This window comes from Magnetospirillum sp. 15-1 (assembly GCF_900184795.1).
Lineage (GTDB): Bacteria > Pseudomonadota > Alphaproteobacteria > Rhodospirillales > Magnetospirillaceae > Phaeospirillum.
Window position 1 is genome coordinate 261,854 of the sequence record NZ_FXXN01000024.1, and the last position, 15,582, is coordinate 277,435.

Annotated in this window: 21 protein-coding genes and 1 pseudogene; 17 read left to right on the forward strand and 5 right to left on the reverse strand. The window is 65.3% G+C overall.

What is annotated here, in order from left to right:
• The first annotated feature begins 11 nt into the window (after positions 1-11).
• The 7 genes from CP958_RS12410 to CP958_RS12440 all read left to right on the forward strand — a co-directional run bounded on the left by CP958_RS12410 (position 12) and on the right by CP958_RS12440 (position 4,814).
• A complete protein-coding gene (locus CP958_RS12410) occupies positions 12-548 on the forward strand; it encodes a hypothetical protein (protein ID WP_096702257.1) in 537 nt (178 codons plus the stop codon).
• On the forward strand, positions 545-1,105 hold the full coding sequence (gene radC, locus CP958_RS12415; protein ID WP_096702258.1) for a DNA repair protein RadC: 561 nt from the start codon (positions 545-547) through the stop codon (positions 1,103-1,105). Before CP958_RS12410 ends, radC (CP958_RS12415) begins: the two co-directional genes overlap by 4 nt.
• A 293-nt stretch (positions 1,106-1,398) precedes the next feature.
• Positions 1,399-2,115 carry a hypothetical protein gene (locus tag CP958_RS12420; RefSeq protein WP_096702259.1) on the forward strand — a complete coding sequence of 239 codons (717 nt, stop codon included), beginning with the start codon at positions 1,399-1,401 and terminating at the stop codon, positions 2,113-2,115.
• Positions 2,112-2,522 carry a hypothetical protein gene (locus tag CP958_RS12425; RefSeq protein ID WP_096702260.1) on the forward strand — a complete coding sequence of 137 codons (411 nt, stop codon included), beginning with the start codon at positions 2,112-2,114 and terminating at the stop codon, positions 2,520-2,522. The genes CP958_RS12420 and CP958_RS12425 overlap by 4 nt, the downstream gene beginning before the upstream one ends.
• On the forward strand, positions 2,512-2,805 hold the full coding sequence (locus tag CP958_RS12430; RefSeq protein ID WP_096702261.1) for a hypothetical protein: 294 nt from the start codon (positions 2,512-2,514) through the stop codon (positions 2,803-2,805). The genes CP958_RS12425 and CP958_RS12430 overlap by 11 nt, the downstream gene beginning before the upstream one ends.
• Before the next feature lie 87 nt (positions 2,806-2,892).
• A complete protein-coding gene (locus CP958_RS26975; RefSeq protein WP_242442873.1) occupies positions 2,893-4,026 on the forward strand; it encodes a type ISP restriction/modification enzyme in 1,134 nt (377 codons plus the stop codon).
• Between the two features lie 128 nt (positions 4,027-4,154).
• Complete coding sequence (locus tag CP958_RS12440; RefSeq protein ID WP_096702262.1) at positions 4,155-4,814, forward strand: recombinase family protein; 660 nt, start codon at positions 4,155-4,157, stop codon at positions 4,812-4,814.
• Positions 4,815-5,041: 227 nt separating this feature from the next.
• Here the strand turns inward: CP958_RS12440 and CP958_RS12445 are convergent, their stop codons facing one another.
• Together CP958_RS12445 and CP958_RS12450 are read right to left on the reverse strand one after the other, a co-directional pair.
• Entirely contained in the window at positions 5,042-5,524 is a 483-nt protein-coding gene (locus tag CP958_RS12445) for a hypothetical protein (protein ID WP_096702263.1), read from the reverse strand.
• A gap of 73 nt (positions 5,525-5,597) precedes the next feature.
• Positions 5,598-5,960, reverse strand: a complete 363-nt coding sequence (locus tag CP958_RS12450) for a hypothetical protein (protein ID WP_096702264.1) — start codon at positions 5,958-5,960, stop codon at positions 5,598-5,600.
• A gap of 115 nt (positions 5,961-6,075) precedes the next feature.
• Between CP958_RS12450 and radC (CP958_RS12455) the strand changes: the two genes are divergently transcribed.
• The 3 genes and pseudogenes from radC (CP958_RS12455) to CP958_RS12475 form a co-directional block, all read left to right on the forward strand.
• Positions 6,076-6,786 carry a DNA repair protein RadC gene (gene radC / locus CP958_RS12455; RefSeq protein ID WP_096702265.1) on the forward strand — a complete coding sequence of 237 codons (711 nt, stop codon included), beginning with the start codon at positions 6,076-6,078 and terminating at the stop codon, positions 6,784-6,786.
• 120 nt (positions 6,787-6,906) lie between these two features.
• Positions 6,907-8,085 carry a hypothetical protein gene (locus CP958_RS25920; protein WP_141400502.1) on the forward strand — a complete coding sequence of 393 codons (1,179 nt, stop codon included), beginning with the start codon at positions 6,907-6,909 and terminating at the stop codon, positions 8,083-8,085.
• A gap of 2 nt (positions 8,086-8,087) precedes the next feature.
• A pseudogene (locus tag CP958_RS12475) lies at positions 8,088-8,258 on the forward strand (JAB domain-containing protein); the annotation flags it as partial.
• A 4-nt stretch (positions 8,259-8,262) separates the two neighbouring features.
• On the opposite strand, the gene CP958_RS12480 reads toward CP958_RS12475, so the two are convergent.
• Positions 8,263-8,682 (reverse strand): DUF4395 family protein, encoded by a 420-nt coding sequence (locus tag CP958_RS12480; RefSeq protein WP_096702269.1) that lies wholly within the window; start codon positions 8,680-8,682, stop codon positions 8,263-8,265.
• A 48-nt stretch (positions 8,683-8,730) separates the two neighbouring features.
• Positions 8,731-9,330, reverse strand: coding sequence for a formyltransferase family protein (locus CP958_RS12485; RefSeq protein ID WP_096702270.1), 600 nt, complete (start codon positions 9,328-9,330; stop codon positions 8,731-8,733).
• A gap of 135 nt (positions 9,331-9,465) precedes the next feature.
• Here CP958_RS12485 and CP958_RS12490 point away from each other — a divergent pair, with 135 nt between their 5' ends.
• From CP958_RS12490 to CP958_RS12520, 7 genes are all read left to right on the forward strand, one after another.
• Positions 9,466-10,056: an aminodeoxychorismate/anthranilate synthase component II gene (locus CP958_RS12490; RefSeq protein ID WP_096702271.1), complete on the forward strand. Its 591-nt coding sequence runs from the start codon at positions 9,466-9,468 to the stop codon at positions 10,054-10,056.
• Complete coding sequence (trpD, locus tag CP958_RS12495) at positions 10,056-11,096, forward strand: anthranilate phosphoribosyltransferase (protein WP_096702272.1); 1,041 nt, start codon at positions 10,056-10,058, stop codon at positions 11,094-11,096. The genes CP958_RS12490 and trpD overlap by 1 nt, the downstream gene beginning before the upstream one ends.
• Before the next feature lie 4 nt (positions 11,097-11,100).
• Entirely contained in the window at positions 11,101-11,916 is an 816-nt protein-coding gene (gene trpC, locus CP958_RS12500) for an indole-3-glycerol phosphate synthase TrpC (protein WP_096702273.1), read from the forward strand.
• Positions 11,913-12,398, forward strand: a complete 486-nt coding sequence (moaC, locus tag CP958_RS12505; RefSeq protein ID WP_096702274.1) for a cyclic pyranopterin monophosphate synthase MoaC — start codon at positions 11,913-11,915, stop codon at positions 12,396-12,398. The genes trpC and moaC overlap by 4 nt, the downstream gene beginning before the upstream one ends.
• Positions 12,395-13,597 carry a gephyrin-like molybdotransferase Glp gene (glp, locus tag CP958_RS12510; protein WP_096702275.1) on the forward strand — a complete coding sequence of 401 codons (1,203 nt, stop codon included), beginning with the start codon at positions 12,395-12,397 and terminating at the stop codon, positions 13,595-13,597. Before moaC ends, glp begins: the two co-directional genes overlap by 4 nt.
• 135 nt (positions 13,598-13,732) lie before the next feature.
• Positions 13,733-14,440: a transcriptional repressor LexA gene (gene lexA / locus CP958_RS12515; protein ID WP_096702276.1), complete on the forward strand. Its 708-nt coding sequence runs from the start codon at positions 13,733-13,735 to the stop codon at positions 14,438-14,440.
• A 1-nt stretch (position 14,441) separates the two neighbouring features.
• Positions 14,442-14,648 carry a hypothetical protein gene (locus tag CP958_RS12520; protein ID WP_096702277.1) on the forward strand — a complete coding sequence of 69 codons (207 nt, stop codon included), beginning with the start codon at positions 14,442-14,444 and terminating at the stop codon, positions 14,646-14,648.
• 120 nt (positions 14,649-14,768) lie between these two features.
• Here the strand turns inward: CP958_RS12520 and CP958_RS12525 are convergent, their stop codons facing one another.
• Positions 14,769-15,530 (reverse strand): hypothetical protein, encoded by a 762-nt coding sequence (locus CP958_RS12525; RefSeq protein ID WP_096702278.1) that lies wholly within the window; start codon positions 15,528-15,530, stop codon positions 14,769-14,771.
• Positions 15,531-15,582: the final 52 nt, after the last annotated feature.

Genomic DNA, 15,582 nt, shown 5'->3' on the forward strand with positions numbered 1-15,582 from the left:
TGTGCCAAGCCATGTTTACCGACAACACATTGACCCCCAAGGAAGCGGTACGCCTGTGCGCGCTGGGAACCATCGCGTCCCAGGCCATGCGCTACAGCGAACTGGCCGGGTCGGTGCGGCACTTCACCAGCCGGATCATGGGCCCCAGCCTCGAGCTGATGGGGATTTCCATCGAGTTGCTGCGCTACGAGGGACTGGTCGAGGCCGCCGACGGCCAGGGCACCGAAGACGACCCCATGCTGACCATCTCGGCGGCGGGACAGCGCGAGTTGCTCACCCTGCTGACCGCCCGGCTGCGCCCCGGCTCCGATCTGTCCAAGCTGGTGGTGGCGCTGAAGATGCGCTTCCTCGACCTGCTGGACCACGACGAGCGCGCCCACCAGATCGACCTGCTGATCGAGAACGTGGACAGCCAACTGGCCCGCCTGACCGACCTGCGCGGCAGCGATGGCGAGGGCGGCAGCGCCCTGGCGGCGTGGCTGGACCACGACATCGCCCTGCTGGAAAGCCGCCTGGCCTGGCTGGAAGACTTCCGCGCCCGCCTGTGACCGCCGAACTCCCCCTTCCCGGCCTGGCCGAAAGCGTGGACAAGCCGGACCACAAGGGCCATCGCGAGCGGCTGCGCAGGCGTTTCCTCGATGCCCCCGAAGCCCTGCCCGACTATGAATTGCTGGAACTGCTGCTGGGCGCCGCCATCCCGCAAAAGGACACCAAGCCACTGGCCAAGGCGCTGATCAAGCGCTTCGGCAGCTTCGCCGACGTGGTCACCGCCGATGTGGAGGACCTGAAGGCCATCGACGGCATCAAGGAAGTGGCCGCCGCCACGCTCAAGGTGGTGCGCGAAGCGGCTATCCGCCTGGCCCGTGCCCCGGTGCTCAACACCTCGGTGATCTCCAGTTGGGATGTGCTGCTGGATTACTGCCGCACCGCCATGACCACCCTGCCCACCGAGCAGTTCCGCCTGCTGTTCCTCGACCGCAAGAATACCCTGATCGCCGACGAGGTACAGCAGACCGGCACCGTGGACCACACGCCGCTTTACCCGCGCGAGGTGGTCAAGCGCGCCCTGGCGCTGCATGCGAGTTCCATCATCATGATGATCTAAACGTATCTACACGCATCACCAAGAACCATATCTGCTGGGCCAGCACCTCACGTGCTGGCCCAATTTCTTTGGCCGAAATGAGGCTGGCTCACTTCTTCGCCAAGTTAGATCGCTTGGCCGACTAAAATAAAACTTGGATACAAGGTGGATAATTCGGCGATAATGTGGGGCAATACAAGATAAGAATGAGCAATAAAAATATCGCTGAAAGCATAATGTTTCAGCCATTTTGACAAAGAAGCTAAATGTTGCTAGTATTGTGCGTAGATTCACTACACACATGAGGCCGCAAGATGCCGTTCCTACACATTCCGTCTCTTGGCAATCGCCGTGAGCACCCCTGCCTGGGCGCGCCGACTTTCGCGGGCGTCACCCTCACCGACGTGACGCCCGCCGCAGTCACGTTCTTCACCGCCGCCGGCCTGCTGCGGACCACCCTCACCGCCGCCGAGGCCGGCGGCCTGATCATCGCGGAGATCATGGATGCGACCAGCGTGGTGGCCGCCATCACCGAGAAAGCCCTGTCCGCCATCGCTGAGGCCGGCAAGCTGGTCGAAGAGGCTGGCAAGTTGGCCGCCTTGCCTGTCGTGGGTGACGAGAAGCGGACCATCGAAGGTTTCGCCGCCATCGTTCGCACCGGCATCACCGCCGCCGGCCTTCCCCACGAAACGACCGGCAAGGTGACCTACCTCAAGAGCGTCATGTCACAGGCCCATGGCCTGGACATCAAGGGCATCGAGGGAGCCCTGGGCAGTTTCGACCGCGCCCTGGCCGCCCACGAAGCCGCCATGGAGAAGCTTCAGGCCGCCCACGCCAGGTTGGGCGTGCTGGCCGCCCAGGCGGACGACGGGCCTTCGCGCGACAAGGTGGCGAAGCTGAAGGCGTCGCTGGATTTTAAGCGCAAGCTGCCCGGAGCCCTCGACGCCCTGGCCGCCGGTCGTGAGCAGATCGCCGCCGCCCTGGCCCGGATCGACCTCGTCATGAACACCCTGAAGGAGTGCGCAGCATGAGCAACGTGAAGCATGGTGTCACCTTCAAGACGCCCTCGGGCAGGTTCCTGAGTGCCGCCGGTCGTTGCGCCGTCCGTTTGGAAGTCGGTATCTGGGGCCGCCCCTCGAAGGAAGTGGCCGAGATGTATGGCGTTACCCGCCAGCGGGTCGAACGCCTGAGTGCCGGCATTCCCAGTTTCCTGAAGGATGGCGCGGCGATGATGGATGTGATCACCGCCGCCCGCGCCTGCTGGAAGCGAGAGGACGGACGCCAGGGGTCCGAGGCCGCCTGGACGCTCGTCCTTCTCGACGCCCTGGCACTCCTCATCGGTGACGAGCGACTGTCCAGCAGCACGCTCTTGAACAACGCGGTGCGCGGCGCTGCCGCCTCCATCTCCACGGTTCTGGAGGCCCAGCATGTCGGCTGATATCCAGCGTCTCCGGCAGCTCCGCGAACGCGCCCAGAGCGCCCGCTGCGACGACCACACCACCATGACCGATGCCGAGGTGGACGAGCTGATCGCCCTGGAGCGTCTGCACGCAGCCGAACAGGCCGGAATCCGAGTCACGCTCCGGCAGGAAGCCGAACAGCGCAAGACCGAGGCCGAGCGGCAGGAACGCCGCAACGCCACCGCCCTGCCTTACCGGCAACCTTCGTCTCGACCGGGGCGTGGCTTGGACCTGATCACCAGGGGTCTGGACAATGCCTGACGTCCTGGTCGCCTCCGAGCTGTCCATGAAGCCGCTCCGCCACCATATCGGCGGGGCGTCTCTCGTTCTCATGGTCGGCAATCGGCAATGACCACGACCGCGCCCACCACCCGGCTTGGACTGGCCGGCCTCGACAACGACATGGTCGCTCGCATCGAGGCCGGCCAGTTGACGCAGGCCGAGGCTGCCAGGGTGCTGGGCATTTCCAAGCAGGCCGTCGGCAAGGCCCTAAAAAGCCGCCGAGAACAGGGGGGCGCTACTGCCCCCGCTGCCGCACCGGCCAAGGCGGCTCCAGGCCCGGCGGATCGCCTTTCAGAGGCCCAAGCGCAGTCTGGGGCCACCGCACCCGCCATCGACGCCTCGGAAGAGGAGCGGCTTGCCAGGCTGGCCGGCGGGGCATGGTGGGCGGCAACTGATGTGTTCGTCCGTGGCCTGACCGAGGCCCAGACCCGTCTCGCTCAGGGGCGCGGCAAGTTGGGCGCCACCGAGATCAACGGATGTGTCCGTGCCGCCCGCGAATGCGTCGATGGGCTTCGGGGGCTTGGCCTGCTTCCCCCGGTCGGCGGCCACAATGACAACGACAAGCCCGCCGAGCTGAAGGTTACGGTTCTCGCCCCGTCCGAGGAGGCCGAGATCCGCGCCGAGATCGCCGAGCGGGCCGGCGAGGAGTTGGACGACGAACGCGATACCACCGCTGAATCGACACCGCCTCCGGTCCCTCGCCAGCCTATCGCCCTGATCGACCGCCTCCCTGACCAAGGGGATTTTGAGGTGTGGATTGCCGGCGAGGTTGGCCGCCGTGGTGCGGCATGGCTGCGCCAGGTCGTGGCCGCCCTCGGCGGGCAGATCGCCCACGGCAAGGATCAGCTCAAAATGGAGCTGCTGCGCGTCACCGGAGGCGATCCCGAGCGTCTCCAGTGCCTCGTGAAGGGCGGGAAGGACAAGACCATCCTGCACTACAACGACAGCATCACCGTCACCGGCATTCCGCCGGAAGCCTATGAGTATGTGGTCAACGGCAAGCCGGCCCTGGACTGGGTGGTCGAACGCCAGTGCGTCAAGACCGACAAGGACAGCGGCATCGAAAACGACGCCAACGACTGGGCGGTCGAGACCATGGGCAATCCGCGCTACCCGCTGGAGCTGTTCCTGCGCGTCATCACCGTCAGCCTGGAGACCATGAAGATCGTCAAGGCGCTGCCGCCGCTCGACATCGACTGATCGGCCACCGGCCATTCGCTGGACGCGGATCATCTCCGTGAATTACGCGGATGCGTTCGGGTGGGGGGCACCTGTTATCACAGTATTCAACGTCGATTGAATGCTGTGATGACGAAAGGAACCCCGCCATGTCCACCGGAAAGCTGATCGCCTATTACCGTGTCTCGACCGAGCGGCAGGGGAAATCCGGCCTTGGTCTTGAGGCGCAGCGGCATGCCGTCCATCTATTCTTGGCTGCCGGCGACTGGGAGCTTTCGGCTGAATACGTCGAGATCGAGAGCGGCAAGAAGAACGACAGGCCGCAGCTCGCCCAGGCTCTCAAGGCGGCCAAGAAGATCGGGGCCACGCTGGTGATCGCCCGCCTGGATCGCCTGGCCCGGAACCTCAGCTTCATCGCCAATCTGATGGAGAGCGGCGTTCCCTTCGTCGCTGCCGACATGCCGACCGCCGACAAGTTCATGCTGCACGTCTACGCAGCCATGGCCGAGGAGGAAGGCCGCCGCATCAGCTCTCGCACCAAGGCCGCCCTGGCCGCCGCCAAGGCGCGTGGCACGATGCTCGGCGGCCAGCGCACGGCAGATCAGTATGCTCGTGCCGCCGCCGTGCGCATCGCTGCTGCCGATCAGCACGCAGCCAACGTGAAGCCCATCATCGGCAGCATCCAGGCTTCCGGCATCACCGGCTACGGCGCCATCGCCGGCATCTTGAACAATCGCGGTATCAGGACTGCACGCGGTGGCCAGTGGCACGCCGAGTCCGTGCGTCGTGTCGTCATGCGACCGGAATAGGTCAGGCAAGGACGATAACGTGCATCGACACGACATTGGTGTTGATTGGTTGACTGGTTGACTTCGTCCCTGGCCGTGTCGCCGTCCGACATCGACACCCGTCGGCCTGGCTGTCGCCGGCTGGGCGGCAGAGCGCCTGTCCGTCGAGAGGATCACGGGAAAAAAAACAGGGGCCGGGCGGGTCCTTTAGGGTGGTCGTCTCATTGCCCGGCTGGCAAGAAAAAGGGTCAACCTGCCGGCGTGATGGCCAAGAACTCCTTGATCACGTCCCAGCGGTCGCGGTGGCTCTCCAGATCGACCAGACGCCGCTTCACGATCTTCCCCCACTTGTTGTCCGGGTCGCGGACATCGAGGATGTAGCTCATGGGGAAGACGTAGAACGACGGCGGGCGGACACCACTGTCTCCCTTCCTCGGGCCATGGTAGTAGCCCCGGTTAAGGGCGACGAACACCACGAAATCCGCATCGTAATTCTTGATGATCAGTCCGTCGAAGTTGGTGACGAACCGGCTCTTCACCTGGATACGCGCAGACCTGTTCGTCTCCGGGTTCGTGGCCGTGATGTCGTAGCCGGGAAAGTTGGTGTACGCCTTGTAGGAGGGAATGCCCTCGATCAGCAGATTGCCGAGCACCAGGAACTCTGCGCCAGCCGCCTCCAGCGACGTGTCGAGGCGCTTGCTGGATGCACCATCATCACCGGCTTCAGACATTCCTTCCCCCAAGACGGTTCCCGCACCACGGAGATACTACTTCGTCAATTTGATCATCACCAAGTCGTAGCTCCTACTGCGCGACCTGCATGATGAACCCGTTCCCCCACACCACCGAGGCGACGTTCGGCAGATCCCCCGTGGCCAGCACCGAGCACCCGAAGATGTAGCCGATCTTCTGGCCGCCCATCTCCACGCCGATCTTGCCCTCGTACCTCCGCTGACGATCCGACTTCGTCGTTCGTACCAGCGGCTTCTCGTCCTTGAAGAACCAGACCGACGACCCCACCACCTCGGCCCGCCGCGGCAGCCGCTCCATCGCATGAACCAGGCACATCTTGCCCTCGCGCTCGTGGATCTCGTCCATGGCATCGGCCCGCGCCGCGCCCGTCCACATCACCAGCAACACCAGGCTCCCCAAAAGCACCTTCCGCATCACAAACTCCCGATATGGTTGATCGGTGCGAGACTATCGCCCATCCCACCACCTTGTACACCACCGAAAATATGGATATTCGTTGGGTCGGGTTACCGTTACGGAGACGAAGGGAATGGCGAAGCTCGTCGAGGGAGACGACCCCACATCACCGGCAGGGACGAGCCATAAGGGGCATCGGGAGCGACTGCGCAGCCGGTTCATTGAAGCCCCCGAGGCGCTCCCTGATTACGAGCTGCTCGAACTACTGCTGGCCGCCGCCATTCCGCAAAAGGACACCAAGCCCCTGGCCAAGGCCCTGATCAAACGCTTCGGCAGCTTCGCCGACGTGATCACCGCCGATGTCGAGGATCTGAAAACCGTGGACGGCATCAAGGACGCGGCTGCTGCCACGCTGAAGGTGGTGCGCGAGGCCGCCATACGCCTGGCCCGTGCTCCGGTGCTCAACACCCATGTGATTTCCAGCTGGGACGTGCTGCTGGATTACTGCCGCACCGCCATGAGCACCCTTCCGACGGAGCAGTTCCGCCTGCTGTTCCTCGACCGCAAAAACACCCTGATCGCCGATGAGGTGCAGCAGACTGGTACCGTCGATCACACGCCACTCTATCCCCGCGAGGTGGTCAAACGCGCACTGGCACTTCACGCTTCGGCGGTGATACTGGTTCATAATCACCCGAGCGGTGACCCCAAGCCGTCCAGAGCTGACATCGACATGACCAGGCAGGTAAAGGACGCCTTGGCCGGCGTCGGTATCGCCGTCCACGACCACATCATCGTCGGCCGCAAGGGGCACATGAGCTTCAAGAGCGCGGGGCTGCTTTAGCTGCTAACTTATTGATTTTGCTCAACTTGACTTTGGTTCTGCCAACTCTACAATAAGACGCAACAGCTTCATGCTGTATCGGCGTCCTGATACGCCAAGGCGTAAATAGAGGACGACCACATGATACCGGCCCCCACGATCCGCACTTCCGACCCAAGCAATACCACCAGCTTGCATTCTACGGACAGCCAGGACGATGAAATCAGCGATTTCGTCAATCCCTTCAAACTGCTACGCCACAAGCTGCCTAAGCGATCAGTCTTAGAAGGGGAAGAAGCCTTTCTCCAATCCCCTCTCCACGACGACATCTCCAAGATGGCGAGAACCCTTTCCCTGATCCCGGCCAGGACCCGCTTCTCGAACCACGACGACCACCAGCAGCTTTCCCTATGCGGGGCCGCCGCCCTGCTCGACGATCCAGACCTGACCGGCATGGCGTTGCTGACCATCAATCTCGTCGAGGGCGAGACACCCGCCTCGGCCATGTCAGCAATCCGCAAGTGTATCACCAGGAGCAACGGCGGCCAGGGCGCCCGCTATTTCGGCGTGTCCGTCCACTACGCCAGAGAGAAGGCCCGGCGCGGCAGCTCTCCCACCTTCCGTCTCCAGCCCCACATCCATCTGATCGTTCTCGACTGCCCGAAGGACTCCCAGACCTACGACGCCCTCCATTCCTATTGCCGCCGGCGGGGGAAGGTGAAGGAGGCCAGGAGCGGCAACATCAAGCCCCTCGATCATGATCTGTGGTGGACAGTCGGCTACCTCCAGAGGAACCTCTCAGAGAGCGAAGCCGCAGGTCAGCAGCATGTGGATGAAGTCGTCATCTCCAAGCCCATCCGGGAGATCGCCGACGCCATCGGACAGGGCGAGTTCGACATGGCCGAGAAGATCAAGGCGCTCCAGATTCGCCTGGCTGAGGCTGATACACAGCCCGACATTCCCGATACGGTTCTGGCCGAGTTCGAGAAGGACGCCCCGATGATGGTCAGCGTCGTCGGTAAGCTCACTGCCGATGGTCTGGATCGGGTCGAAGCCGTTCGCCGTGTCGTCGGGGCCTGGACCGTCATTCGTGGGTTCAGCCAGTGGGAGCGTGAGGCCCTTCATCTCGACGAGTCGCCGGACGCCTTGCGGAAGGTTGTTCGTCTGCTTGCGGGGGCCAGCCTGGAGCGCATCCGTACCCTCAAGAAACTGGAGGAGCACCGTCATGTCGAACCCAGCAATGTGGTGGATCTGGGCTTCGAGCGCGATATGGTCAGGATTGGCGAATGGGCCGCGAAAAGCCGGCGTGTAGATACGTAGAGATCATCATGGTGCACAACCACCCCAGCGGCGACCCAAAACCATCCAAGGCCGACATCGACATGACCCGCGCGGTCAAGGAGGCCCTGGGGGCCGTGGGCATCAGCGTGCACGACCACGTGGTGGTCGGCCGCAAGGGCCACGCCAGTTTCAAGGCCATGGGGCTGCTGTAGTCCCTCAGGCCGAACGCAGCCTGTACCAGAAACCATAGGCCCAGCAGGCGGCGCAGAAGCCGGTGGCAAGATCGATGAAGGCGAAAATCAGGATGGCGGTGGCCGGAACGGCGCCGAACTCCGCCCCCATCAGCCAGGACACCACCATGACGCTGCCGGCGATGGCGGCGATCTTGTCGGCGAACATCTTGGCGCCGGCATTGACGTTGTGGGTCCAGCCCAGGCGAGCGGTGATCGCCGCGAACAGCCGGTAGGACAGGCATTTGTGCGGCGAGACGAAGCCGCGCAGCATCCCGCCGAGAGCCAGCAGGACCGCCACCCACTGATACGGCGTGAACAGGTAGAGAGCGGCGATGGCGAAGCTCATGGTCGCCTGGAAGCGATAGGCGTTGGAGCAGACCGGCGCGATATCGAAGCGGAGCATGACGGGGCCTCAGTTAATTTCGATAACACTAATATTAGCGTTATCTAATTATGTGTCAAGCCTCCCCCCGAACGCCCTCACTCGCCGCAATGCCTCCTCCTCCGGGACGCCTTCGGGAATACGGCCCATTTCTGCGAAGGCCTTGCGCGTGCACTTTCGTGTTCCCCACCGAAGCGGCAGATGCGGCGGCCTGAGCGGCGAGACCAGCGCCTCGGCCCAGCGCTCGAACAGCCGCAGGCAGGCGCCGTAGGCCAGCGTCTCCAGCCCCTGCAGATCACAATCGCTTGGGACGGCAAAGCGTTCCACGTCGCAGATGATCCCGGAATCCACCTTGGCCGTCATCTCATGCAAGGTGGCGCCGAACTCGGTCGCGCCGTCATAAAGGGCGAAGGCGGCCGGGACCCAGCCGGGATAGGCCGGCGGTCCGGGATGGAAGTTGTAGGCGCCGTATCCCAGGCGCTCCAGCACGCCGGTCGGCACGATCTCGGGAAACACGAAGGCCACCAGCCGGGCGGTCCGCAGATCCGCCGGCAGGTCGCGGGTCGAGCCGGCGGCCACCACCCGCACGCCCTCCCCGGCACGGCGCAAGGCCTCGGCCAGCACCGGACGTTCGGCGTCTCCCGCCAGAAGAAGGATGGTGTCGAGCATGGGCAGCCGATCCTCGGGGTATGGTTTCCATGCTAACCTGCCTGTGGAATCCGTCAAATGGCGCGTGGCGTGCTTGACGCGCTCAAGCCGCCTCTGCATTCTTCCGCCTTCGGAATTCCTGTAGGCGCAACGCCGATGTTTCTCCTGATCGATAATTACGACAGCTTCACCTACAACCTTTGGCACTACCTGGGCGAACTGGGAGCCGAGGTGGCGGTGAAGCGCAACGACGCCGTCACCGTCGATCAGGTGCTGGCCATGCGGCCCCAGGGCATCGTCATCTCGCCCGGTCCCTGCGACCCCGACAAGGCGGGCATCTGCCTGGACCTGATCAAGCGCGCCGCCGGGACCATTCCGCTGTTCGGCGTCTGCCTGGGCCACCAGGCCATCGGTCAGGCTTTCGGCGGCAAGGTGGTCCGCGCCCCCAAGGCCATGCACGGCAAGGTCGACAGCATCACCCACGACGGTTCCGGTGTGTTCAAGGGGCTGCCCAGCCCGTTCCGCGCCACCCGCTACCACTCGCTGGTGGTGGAGAAGGACAGCTTCCCCGACTGCCTGCACGTCTCGGCGTGGAGCGGCGACGGGCTGGTGATGGGGCTGGTCCACAAGGACCTGCCGGTCTGGGGCGTCCAGTTCCATCCCGAAAGCATCGAGACCGAGCACGGCCACGCCATGCTGCGCAACTTCATCGACTTCACCAAGACCAAGACCGGACACGCCGCCTGATGAGCACCGCCCCCATCACCCTCGCCCTGATGAAGGAAATCCTCGGCCGCGTCGCCGCCGGCGCCACCCTGTCCGAGGCCCAGGCCGAGGAAGTGTTCGAGATCATCATGTCGGGCGACGCCACTCCGGCCCAGATCGGCGGCCTGCTGATGGGCCTGCGCGTGCGCGGCGAGACGGTGGAGGAGATCACCGGCGCCGCACGCATCATGCGGGCCAAGGCCCTGAAGATCGAAGCCCCGGCCGGCGCCGTCGACATCGTCGGCACCGGCGGTGACGAGGCCGGCACCTACAACATTTCCACCGCCGCCTCCTTCGTGGTCGCCGCCTGCGGCGTGCCGGTGGCCAAGCACGGCAACCGGGCGGTATCGTCCAAGTCGGGCGCCTCGGACGTGCTGACCGCGCTGGGCGTCAACATCGATGCCGATTTCGCCCTGGTGCGCGAGACCCTGTGGGAGAACAAGGTCGGCTTCCTGATGGCGCCGCGCCACCATAACGCCATGCGCCATGTGGCCGGCCCGCGCGGCGAGCTGGGCACCCGGACCATCTTCAACCTGCTGGGTCCGCTGGCCAATCCGGCCGGCGCCACCCGCCAGGTGGTCGGCGTCTTCGCCGAGCGCTGGGTCGAGCCCCTGGCCCGCGTGCTGGGCCGCCTGGGCGCCGAGCACGCCTGGGTGGTGCACGGCACCGACGGGCTGGACGAACTGACCACCACCGGCCCCACCAAGGTGGCCGAGTACAAGGCAGGTGAGGTTCGCCTCTTTACCGTAAAGCCGGAGGACGTGGGGCTCAAGCGCGCCGCTCCCGCCGACTTGAAGGGCGGCGATTCCGCCGCCAACGCCGCCGCGCTCAGGGCCCTCCTCAAGGGGGAGTTGGGAGCCTATCGCGATATCGTCGTCCTCAATGCCGCCGCCGCCCTGGTGGTTTCCGGCAAGGTCGACAGCTTGAACGACGGAGCCCGCGCGGCGGAACAGGCCATCGATCGGGGCGAGGCCGATTCCGTTCTTGAACGCATGATCGCCATCACCAACCGGACGCCCTGATACCATGAACGCCACGCCGACCATCCTCGACCGCATCTGTGCCGAAAAGCGCAAGCAGGTCGCCGAGCAGAAGAGCCGCCGGCCCATCCAGGAACTGCTGAAGCGCGCCCAGGACCAGGCGCCGCCGCGCGGTTTCGCCGCCTCCCTGGACCGCAAGATCGCCGAACTGGGCTGGGGCCTGATCACCGAGATCAAGAAAGCCTCGCCCTCGGCCGGCATCATCCGCCCCGACTTCAAGCCGGAACTGCTGGCTCGCGGCTACCAGCGCGGCGGCGCCGCCTGCCTGTCGGTGCTGACCGACCAGAAGTTCTTCCAGGGTTCGGACGCCGATCTGGGCGCGGCGCGCTCGGCCTGCGATCTGCCGGTGCTGCGCAAGGATTTCATGGTCGATCCCTACCAGATCGTCGAGGCCCGTGCCCTGGGCGCCGACTGCATCTTGCTGATCGTCGCCTCGCTGACCGATGCCGAGCTCGGCCAGATGGAGGACATCGCCCTGGGCTACGGCATGGACGTGCTGATCGAGGTCCATGACGAGGCCGAGCTCGAGCGGGCCTTGAAGCTGAAATCGCCGCTGATCGGCATCAACAACCGCGATCTCAGGATCATGAAAACCGACCTCGCCACCACCGAGCGTCTGGTCCCCCTGATCCCCGAGGGCAAGGTGGTGGTGTCGGAAAGCGGCCTGGAAGGTCCCGGCGATCTGCGCCGCATGGCGGCCATCGGGGTCAAGCGCTTCCTGATCGGCGAGGCGCTGATGCGCCGCCCCGACGTGGAGCAGGCGGTCAAGGTGCTGCTGGCCGGCGCGGGCACGACGGCATGATCGGAGACGGGCTCACCCATTTCGACGGAGACGGCAACGCCGTCATGGTCGACGTCTCGGCCAAGGCGGAGACGGCCCGGGTGGCCGTGGCGCGCGGCTCGGTGGTCATGGCCCCCAAGACCCTGGCCCTGGTCGCGGCGCGCGGCATGAAGAAGGGCGACGTGCTCTCCGTCGCCCAGCTGGCCGGCATCATGGGAGCCAAGCGCACCCCCGACCTCATTCCGCTATGCCATCCGCTGGCCCTGTCCTCTGTGGGGGTCGAGCTCAGCCTTGATCCCGACGCCTCCGCCGTCCATATCGAAGCCACCTGCAAGCTGGTCGGCCGCACCGGCGTCGAGATGGAGGCGCTGACCGCCGTCTCGGTGGCGGCGCTGACCGTCTACGACATGTGCAAGGCGGTGGACAAGTCCATGCGTATCGAGAACATCCGCCTGATCCACAAATCCGGCGGCAAATCCGGCATCTACGAGGCCAAGGAATGATCTCCGTCGAGGTGGCGCGCGAATCCCTGCTGTCCGGCATCCGCCCGGTGGGTACCGAAGTGATCTCCCTGGCCCAGGCCACCGGCCGCATCCTGGCCGAGGATCTGACGGCGCGGGTCTCCCACCCGCCGGTGGCGGTTTCCGCCATGGACGGCTACGCCGTCCGCGCCGCCGACATCGCCCAGGTGCCCCGCACCCTCGACGTCATCGGCCTGTCGGCCGCGGGTGCCGCCTTCGCCGGAACGGTGGAGAGCGGCCAGTGCATCCGCATCTTCACCGGCGCGCCGCTGCCCGACGGCGCCGACGCGGTCATCATGCAGGAGAACACCCGCAAGGACGGCAACCGGGTGGAGATCCTGACCTCCGCCGCTTCGGGCCGCCATGTGCGCCCGGCCGGTCTCGACTTCAAGACCGGCGACGTGCTGATCACGGCGGGAACCATCATGGGCGGCCGCACCATCGGTCTGGCGGCGGCCATGAACGTCCCCAACCTGCTGGTGCGCCGCCGCCCGCGCATCGCCATCCTGTCCACCGGCGATGAGATCGTCCTGCCCGGCGACCAGCCGGGACCGGCCCAGATCATCGGCTCCAACGGGCCGGGTCTGGCCGCCATGGTCACCGCTCTGGGGGCCGAGGCCATCCATCTGGGCATCGCCAAGGATACCCGCGAATCCCTGGATTCCATGATCAAGGCCGCCGCCGGCGCCGACATGCTGGTCACCACCGGCGGCGCCTCGGTGGGCGATTACGATCTGGTACAGGACGCGCTGAAGGACGCCGGCATGAATCTCGGCTTCTACAAGGTCGCCATGCGGCCGGGCAAGCCGCTGATGTTCGGCGACATGAAGGGCGTCCCCGTCCTCGGCCTGCCGGGCAATCCGGTCTCGGCCATGGTCTGCGCCATCATCTTCCTGGAGCCGGCCATCCGGGCGCTGACCGGGCGCTCCACCGTCACCCAGGCCATCAACGCCATCCTGGGCCGCGACCTGCCTCCCAACGACGAGCGCATGGAGTTCATGCGCGCCAGCCTGGAACGCACCGACGACGGCGTGGTGGTCGCCCTGCCCTTCGAGCAGCAGGACAGCGCCGTGCTGTCCGGACTGGCGCGGGCCACCTGCCTGCTGGTGCGCGCCCCCCACGCCCCCACCGCCCAGGCGGGCGACATGGTCCAGGTCATCCCCCTTCCCGCCGTGCTCTGAGCCGCTCGTCCAGGGAAACAAAACGGAATCATCGCCGCAGATTCTCCTTGACCACCCCCGGGAACGCGAATAGAACAAAACCAGATGGTTTGTTCTTTGTTCTCTGAACAGACTCATTCCAGGGGAGATTTCGCCATGCTGACGCGTAAGCAATACGAACTGCTGATGTTCATCGACGAGCGGCTTCGCGCCACCGGCATTTCCCCCTCGTTCGACGAAATGAAGGACGCGCTCGACTTGAAGTCCAAGTCGGGCATCCATCGCCTGATCACCGGCCTGGAGGAACGGGGCTTCATCCGCCGCCTCGCCCATCGCGCCCGCGCCCTGGAAGTGGTCCGTCTGCCGGAAAACCGCAACGACCAGACCCTGCCGCCGCCGGCCAAGGCCTTTGCCCCCAACGTCATCAAGGGCGGTTTCGCCACCCAGCAACTGGCCGGGGCGCCGGTGGCCGGCCCCTCCGACGCCGTCACCCTGCCGCTTTACGGCAAGATCGCCGCCGGCACCCCCATCGAGGCGTTGCGCGACCATTCCAACAGCGTCGATATTCCCGCCTCCATGCTGGGCAGCGGCAATCACTACGCGCTGACCGTCGACGGCGATTCCATGATCGAGGCGGGCATCAATGACGGTGACACCGTGGTGATCCGCTCGTGCGATACCGCCGAGACCGGAACCATCGTGGTCGCCCTGGTGGATGACACCGAGGTGACGCTGAAGCGCCTGCGCCGCAAGGGCAATTCGGTGGCGCTGGAGCCCGCCAACAAGAAGTACGAAACCCGCATCCTCCCCCCCGACCGGGTCAAGGTCCAGGGGCGGCTGGTCGGCCTGCTCAGGAGCTACTGAGATGGGAAGCTTCCGCCCGCTTCGCTTCGGCTTCACCGCCGACGGCAATCTGGCCCAGGATGGCCACGCCGAGATGAGCGTCACCTATCTGGGCCGCCTGTCGCGCTCCAAGGCCGAGGCCGACGCCCGTCGCCGCTTCGAGGAATGGTCCCGGATGGGAAGCGCCCTGGCTCGGCTGCGCGCCGCCGATCAGGTGGTGCTGGGGTAACCCCCTGTGGGCTCCGCCCACACCCGCAAAGGACCCGAGGCCCTTTGATCCCCTTGGTTTGGTCGAAAAAGACGAAGCCCCCCGGACCGTTCGATCCGGGGGGCTTTTTCCTGAACGATCCTACTTGCCCAGCAGCCCCTTGATGGCGCCGCCGGCATCGCCGGGAACCAGGGCCTTGGCCTTGTCGCCCACGTTACCCAGGAGGTTGCCGAAGCTGGAAGCCGATTTGAGGGCACCGTTGACCAGGGCATCCATCACCTTCTGCGCCACCTGGGCGGAAGAGGCGCCGCCCGAATCCTTGCCGATATTGGTCAGCACGATGTCGCCCAGCTTGGCGCTGCCCTCGGCGCCGGGAATGCCGCCCGCCGCCAGCTTGACCTGACCGCCGGTGATGGCGAGACGCTCGATGACCAGCTTCTTCTCCTCGTCCTTGTCCTTGGCGGCGGGCTTGGCCGCCTCGGCCTTGGCTCCCCCGCCTTGCTTGGCGGCGAAGGCCTTCACGTTCTTCTGGATGGCGTCGATATTGCTGCCGCCCGCGGCCATCTCATAGGCCACGAAGGGTGAGGCCACGGTGACGTCCTTGACCACCACTGGATTTTTACTGATCGAGCCGGTATCGAGCGCCAGGGCGATCTCGCCCAGGCGGATGGCCGGGTCCGAGGAAAAGCCGGGCGGATTGGCGACGGTCAGGCCGGAAATGGAGCCCTTGCCCTCGGACAGGGAAATCTTCACCGACCCCACCGATACCTTCACGCCGGTCACCTGGGAGCCCACGTCCTCGATCACCTTCTTGACGATGGTGTCCAGCGACGACAGCAGGAACACCGCCGCCCCGACGATCAGGGTCACCAGAATACCGGCACCGATAAGCAGCTTGCGCATGGAGGACCCCCGACCATGATTGAACGGCGTCCAGTGTGGGCCGGGGCGGAAG

Excerpts from the sequence above, each read along its gene's own strand:
- trpC (WP_096702273.1), top strand. The coding sequence starts at position 11,101 with ATGAACGCCACGCCGACCATCCTCGACCGCATCTGTGCCGAAAAGCGC.
- radC (WP_096702265.1), top strand. The coding sequence starts at position 6,076 with ATGGCGAAGCTCGTCGAGGGAGACGACCCCACATCACCGGCAGGGACG.
- CP958_RS12410 (WP_096702257.1), top strand. The coding sequence starts at position 12 with ATGTTTACCGACAACACATTGACCCCCAAGGAAGCGGTACGCCTGTGC.
- moaC (WP_096702274.1), top strand. The coding sequence starts at position 11,913 with ATGATCGGAGACGGGCTCACCCATTTCGACGGAGACGGCAACGCCGTC.
- CP958_RS12480 (WP_096702269.1), bottom strand. The coding sequence starts at position 8,682 with ATGCTCCGCTTCGATATCGCGCCGGTCTGCTCCAACGCCTATCGCTTC.
- CP958_RS12420 (WP_096702259.1), top strand. The coding sequence starts at position 1,399 with ATGCCGTTCCTACACATTCCGTCTCTTGGCAATCGCCGTGAGCACCCC.
- CP958_RS12430 (WP_096702261.1), top strand. The coding sequence starts at position 2,512 with ATGTCGGCTGATATCCAGCGTCTCCGGCAGCTCCGCGAACGCGCCCAG.
- CP958_RS26975 (WP_242442873.1), top strand. The coding sequence starts at position 2,893 with ATGACCACGACCGCGCCCACCACCCGGCTTGGACTGGCCGGCCTCGAC.
- glp (WP_096702275.1), top strand. The coding sequence starts at position 12,395 with ATGATCTCCGTCGAGGTGGCGCGCGAATCCCTGCTGTCCGGCATCCGC.
- CP958_RS12485 (WP_096702270.1), bottom strand. The coding sequence starts at position 9,330 with ATGCTCGACACCATCCTTCTTCTGGCGGGAGACGCCGAACGTCCGGTG.
- CP958_RS12425 (WP_096702260.1), top strand. The coding sequence starts at position 2,112 with ATGAGCAACGTGAAGCATGGTGTCACCTTCAAGACGCCCTCGGGCAGG.
- CP958_RS12490 (WP_096702271.1), top strand. The coding sequence starts at position 9,466 with ATGTTTCTCCTGATCGATAATTACGACAGCTTCACCTACAACCTTTGG.
- CP958_RS12520 (WP_096702277.1), top strand. The coding sequence starts at position 14,442 with ATGGGAAGCTTCCGCCCGCTTCGCTTCGGCTTCACCGCCGACGGCAAT.
- CP958_RS12440 (WP_096702262.1), top strand. The coding sequence starts at position 4,155 with ATGTCCACCGGAAAGCTGATCGCCTATTACCGTGTCTCGACCGAGCGG.
- lexA (WP_096702276.1), top strand. The coding sequence starts at position 13,733 with ATGCTGACGCGTAAGCAATACGAACTGCTGATGTTCATCGACGAGCGG.
- CP958_RS12445 (WP_096702263.1), bottom strand. The coding sequence starts at position 5,524 with ATGTCTGAAGCCGGTGATGATGGTGCATCCAGCAAGCGCCTCGACACG.
- CP958_RS12450 (WP_096702264.1), bottom strand. The coding sequence starts at position 5,960 with ATGCGGAAGGTGCTTTTGGGGAGCCTGGTGTTGCTGGTGATGTGGACG.
- CP958_RS12525 (WP_096702278.1), bottom strand. The coding sequence starts at position 15,530 with ATGCGCAAGCTGCTTATCGGTGCCGGTATTCTGGTGACCCTGATCGTC.
- CP958_RS25920 (WP_141400502.1), top strand. The coding sequence starts at position 6,907 with ATGATACCGGCCCCCACGATCCGCACTTCCGACCCAAGCAATACCACC.
- trpD (WP_096702272.1), top strand. The coding sequence starts at position 10,056 with ATGAGCACCGCCCCCATCACCCTCGCCCTGATGAAGGAAATCCTCGGC.